Origin of the sequence: Bradyrhizobium sp. (assembly GCF_019244115.1) — a bacterium.
GTDB lineage: Bacteria > Pseudomonadota > Alphaproteobacteria > Rhizobiales > Xanthobacteraceae > Bradyrhizobium.
In genome coordinates, this window is record NZ_JAFATE010000027.1 from 1 (window position 1) to 5,246 (window position 5,246).

Genomic DNA, 5,246 nt, shown 5'->3' on the forward strand with positions numbered 1-5,246 from the left:
GAGACCATGAAGATCGGCGTCAAACCCTATCCGAGCTGCCGATACACCCACGCCGCGCTCGATGCGCTGATCGCGCTCCGGCGTGAGCACAATCTGACGCCGGACCAGATCAAGCGCGTCGAGATCGGCCTGCATCGCAACGGCATCACGCTGACCGGCGACGCCGCCACCAAGCGGCATCCGACCTCGATCGTCGGCGGCCAGTTCTCGATGTTCTTCACCGGCGCGCTCGCGCTCGACCAGGGCTCGTTCGGCTGGGACGATTACGCCAGGCTGGGCGATGCCGCGATCGACGCGCTCGCCGACAAGTTCGACGTGGTGCAGGACGACCGGCTCGAGATCGGCCGCACCCATCCCTTCGGCGCGCGCGTCTCGATCACGACCGAGGACGGCGTGCATGAGCGGCTGTTCGCCGATCCCTCCGGCGAGCCCACTTCGTTCCCGGATGCAGCAGCGATGCAGCAGAAATTCCTGACCTTGGCGCGCCCGGTGCTGAACGGCCGCGCCGATCAGCTGGCGGACGCGATCCTGTCGCTGGAGCGCTTCGACCGTGTCGCGCAGGCCACCGAACTGGGGCGGCAATAGTTCGGCAAGACCTTTGGTTGACGGTTCCCGCAAACCACGGAGGACCACATGAGCTGGCTCCCGTCCAATGATCCCGTGCTCGGCGATCCCAAGACCTGCGACGCGCTCGATCTCATCATCGTGCCACGCACGCGCGATCTCGGCGACGGCTTTGCCGTCCGCCGGGCGCTACCGCATGGCAAGCGGCAGATGGTCGGGCCCTTCATCTTCTTCGATCATTTCGGCCCGGTGCAGTTCGTCTCCGGCAAGGGCATGGACGTGCGGCCGCATCCGCATATCGGGCTCGCCACCGTCACCTATCTCTTCGACGGCTCGATCATGCACCGCGACAGCGAGGGCAACATCCAGGAGATCCAGCCCGGCGCGATGAACCTGATGACGGCGGGGCGCGGCATCGCGCATTCCGAGCGCACGCCGGACGTGCAGCGCCGCGACGGCCAGAAGATGCTGGGCCTGCAGAGCTGGATCGCGCTGCCGGCGGGATCGGAAGAGATCGCGCCGTCGTTCCAGCACTACGCCGCCGACGCGCTGCCGACCGTGAAAGAGAGCGGTTTTACCGCGCGCATCATTGCGGGCAGCGGCTTCGGCGTGACGTCACCCGTCAGCATGGTGTCGCCCTGGTTTTATACCGAGGTAACGGCGCAGGCCGGAGTCAGCGTGCCCCTCGATCCCGACCACGAGGAACGTGCGATCTACCTGGTCGACGGCGAGGTCGAGATCGCCGGCGACCGCCACCAGGGACCGAGCCTGCTGATCTTCCGGCCGGGCGACCGCATCACGGTCAAAACGATCAAGCCGACGCGCATGATGTTTCTGGGCGGCGACGCGCTGGAAGGGCCGCGGCACATCTGGTGGAATTTCGTCTCTTCCAGCAAGGAGCGGATCGAGCAGGCCAAACAGGACTGGAAAACCGGCCGGTTTGCGCCGGTCCCGCAGGAGCATGAGTTCATTCCGCTGCCGGAATAGGCTATCTGCCGTGACTTCACTGCACTGCGCGCCTCTCTTGGAAGCCTCTCGATGACCACCATGCTCAAAAGCGACCTGCCCTTGCCGAAGATCGGACACGGCAAGGTCCGCGACATCTATTCCGCCAGCGACGATCGCCTGCTGCTTCTCACTACCGACCGCATCTCCGCCTTCGATGTCGTGATGGCCGAGACCATCCCAATGAAAGGCGCGGTGCTGACGCAAATCAGCGCGTTCTGGTTCGGCCAGCTCGAAGGCGTCGTCGATCACCACATGATCAGCGCTGACACGGATGACATCATCGCGGCGGTGCCGACCCTCAAGCCGCATCGCGCAGAGATGCTCGGCCGCGCGATGCTGTGCCGGCGTACGACCGTGTTTCCGATCGAGTGCGTGATCCGCGGCTATCTCTCGGGCTCGGCCTGGAAGGAATATGCGGAAACCGGCACGCTCGCGGGCGAGAGGCTGCCGGCGGGCCTCGTCGAGAGCGCGAAGCTCGAGCCGGCGATCTTCAGCCCGGCGACCAAGGCCGAGACCGGTCATGACGAGAACATCACGGTTGCGCGGATGCGCGAGGCGGTTGGCCGCGAGGTCGCCGACGAGTTGGAAAGCAAGACCCGCGCGATCTATGCGCGCGGCGAAAAACTGGCTCGCGACCAGGGCATCATCATTGCCGATACCAAGTTCGAGTTCGGTCGCGATCGCGACGGAAAAATCATCCTGATCGACGAGGTGATGACGCCGGACTCCTCACGCTTCTGGGCCGTCGACGCGTACCAGCCCGGCCGCGCGCAGGCCAGTTTCGACAAGCAGCCGCTGCGCGATTATCTCGATGCCGAGCGCCGCGCCGGCCGCTGGAATGGCGATGCCCCGCCACCGCCTTTGCCCGCGCATGTCGTCGAAGCCACCAGCAAGCGCTATCTGGAGGCGTACCGGCGCATCACGGGCCGGGAGCTCGCAATTTAACGCTGTCATTGCGAAGCGCATCAGCGCCGATTGCTCGATCTGTGGGGTGGGCAAAGCGCAGCGTGCCCACCATTGCAGCCGCACGCGCGAAAAGACGGTGGGCACGGCGCCCGCCCCTTAGCCAACCTGCGAAAGCCGGCGCTTGCGCTCCGAAAGGTTCTCGTTGCCTTGCTTCCGCCTTCGCTGTTGGGTACGGCGAACAAATCGCTCGTGATGACCATATGAGACCTCACCTCATCATTCCGGGCTGCGTTGATGGAGGCGATCATAGATGCGCAGTTGCTCTTATCTCGAGATTCCCGGTTCAAGCGGAAACGCGCATTGTTAGTTTCTGAATTCCAAGACAGAAAACTCGTCCGTCGAAACCAGAGGAGCGGGAAATAGTTGACTCGCCCGGGGTTATGGATTCCTGCAAGGCCCTGGGGAGCGGAGAGATGAGTGCTGCCAGTCCGGGCGCTTTCGGCCCACGCAGAGAACCGTTCTCCGTTACCGTCGTTTCGCGCTCCGAACTGTCCAGATGCGCGCCTTGGCTGTCCACATTCACCGACCAGAGAAAGGATTACAGGTATTACGAGATCCTGAACGATACGCTTCAGAGCGACTTCGAGCACCGCTATTTTGTGATTGTCGACAACCATGGTCGGGTACGGGCAATCCAACCATTCTTCCTCGTCGATCAGGATATTCTCGAAGGGCTTGGCCCGGAACGGATCTACTGGATTTCGCTCATTCGACGATTCTATCCACGCTTCCTCAAACTGCGCGCCTTGATGGTCGGCTGCTCCGCCGGGGAGGCCCACCTTGCGGCGACAGACACTCTGCCGGTCGATATCGTCGCGGAGACCTTGTCGAACGGCATTGTCGCGCAGGCGAAATCGCTCAAGGCGCAACTTATCGTGCTGAAGGAATTCCCTTCTCGCTATCGCAAGGCATTGCACTGCTTTGTACAGCGCGGTTTTGCGCGCGCGCCAAGTATGCCGATGACGAAGCTGGACATCGGATATGACAGTTTTGACGCCTACATGACAAAGGCGCTGAAGAGCTCGACACGAAGGAAATTGCGCAAGAAGCTCGCGGCGACGGCCGACATTTCGGATATCAGCATGAGCGTCACCGACGATGCGACAAGTTTCGTCGATGAGATCTATCCGCTCTATCTGCAGGTCTTTGAACGCTCAAAAATGCAATTCGAGAAGCTGACGAAAGACTTTTTCTGCCAAGTCGGCCAGCGCATGAGCGATAAGGTCCGCTTCTTCGCATGGCGTCGCGGAAACGTGCTGGTGGCCTTCAGCCTTTGCATGGTGCAAGGAGACTCGCTTTACGCCGAGTACGTCGGTTTCGACTACGCCGTGGCTCTCGACCTGCATCTCTATCACTACGTCGTTCGGGACATGATCAGTTGGGGGATCAGCAACGGGTATAGATGGTTTCGCAGCAGCGGCCTGAATTATGACCCGAAGCTGCACATGAGGCACCGACTCGATCCCCTGGATCTCTATGTGAGACATACCTCCGGACTTGCAAATGCAATCTTCAGCCTGGCGCTGCCTTGGATCGTGCCGGCGCGCTACGACGCGACGCTAAGACTGTTTCCAGATTACCAGGAGCTTTGGTAACGATCCTGCTCCCGACTGAATTCAGCCTCGCGGCCGAAATCTGGATTGCCTCGCTACGCTCGCGATAACACTTTATGACAACCGCCTGTCGGCGCTGCGGCAGCGGGATCTCACCGAGCCAGCGCTGAAGCAAGCCGGCGTCGACGCGGACTATTTTTTGCTCGACAGCGAGTACGGCCATTCGGCGTCCGGCCGCGACGCGCAGAATGGGCGCCGCGGCTCTGCGCGTTCATGGAGAGCCTTGGGTAACGCTGGTTGCGTCATTGCGAGGCGCAACAGCGCCGAAGCAATCCGGGCCGGTCATTCCGGGCTGGCCCGAAGACCAGGCCCGGAGTCTCGAGATTCTCAGGTGCGTCATTGCGCACCATGGTCCCATAACAATCGTCGCAGACGACGCCGCGAACACTCCGCCGGCAACGCATTCCACGGCAGATTTGCCGACTACTTGTTTGTGGAGCTCGAACCGACCGTTGCCGCTGGCGGAGCTTGCCGGGTGAGGCTTTGGGCCGCGATCTTCCAGTCCGAACCTTCTTTGACCAGCACCCGCATCCAGTTGCCGGTGAGGGTTTCGCCCGGTTTCACATTCGGATTGTTGCTGTATCTTACGCTGAATGTGCCGCTGGCCAGGACTGCCTGCCCTGACGCGAGGGAATGGACGTCGTCGACTTTGCTAGTCAAGTCGATGCCCATCTCGTGCACCTTTTTGGTCTGCTCGCCCATCTGGGCGCCGGCAGCCTTGCCGTAAACGCTCATTTCAAAACCATCTGACGTGAAGACCGATGACGCGGTCTGACTGTCTCCCTGATTTATCGCCTGCGTCCATTTCGCGACGATGGCTTCGATCGCCTGCTTGGTCTGATTGTCGGCCTGCTGCGCCTTGGCGACGGGTGCCATCGCGACGGTCAGCGCCAAAATAGTCGTGGTTAGGATTGGCCTCATGTCTGCCTCCTTTTCATCTCTGATCGCGACATAATCGTGTTTCGCGGACGCGCCTTGAAGCGCGAGCGCTTTGTCGTAGAGACTGGCGGAACACTCTGAGGGATCGGCACCGCTCCTCAGAGTGGCAGCCACGGAGAACTATAGCACGCGATCGGCCCGATCGCTTGGAAATGT

The 5,246-nt window shown here is 61.6% G+C and carries 4 protein-coding genes and 1 pseudogene; 4 read left to right on the plus strand and 1 reads right to left on the minus strand.

Features of this window, described 5'->3' with window-relative positions:
• The 4 genes and pseudogenes from JOZ76_RS01380 to JOZ76_RS01395 form a co-directional block, all read left to right on the plus strand.
• Positions 1-585, plus strand: a pseudogene (locus tag JOZ76_RS01380) (MmgE/PrpD family protein); the annotation flags it as partial.
• Positions 586-633: 48 nt separating this feature from the next.
• Positions 634-1,551, plus strand: coding sequence for a pirin family protein (locus JOZ76_RS01385; RefSeq protein WP_291696846.1), 918 nt, complete (start codon positions 634-636; stop codon positions 1,549-1,551).
• Between the two features lie 51 nt (positions 1,552-1,602).
• A complete protein-coding gene (locus JOZ76_RS01390; RefSeq protein WP_291696847.1) occupies positions 1,603-2,517 on the plus strand; it encodes a phosphoribosylaminoimidazolesuccinocarboxamide synthase in 915 nt (304 codons plus the stop codon).
• A 434-nt stretch (positions 2,518-2,951) separates the two neighbouring features.
• Entirely contained in the window at positions 2,952-4,133 is a 1,182-nt protein-coding gene (locus tag JOZ76_RS01395; protein WP_291696848.1) for a GNAT family N-acetyltransferase, read from the plus strand.
• Positions 4,134-4,574: 441 nt separating this feature from the next.
• Here the strand turns inward: JOZ76_RS01395 and JOZ76_RS01400 are convergent, their stop codons facing one another.
• Complete coding sequence (locus JOZ76_RS01400) at positions 4,575-5,045, minus strand: YybH family protein (RefSeq protein ID WP_291696849.1); 471 nt, start codon at positions 5,043-5,045, stop codon at positions 4,575-4,577.
• Positions 5,046-5,246: the final 201 nt, after the last annotated feature.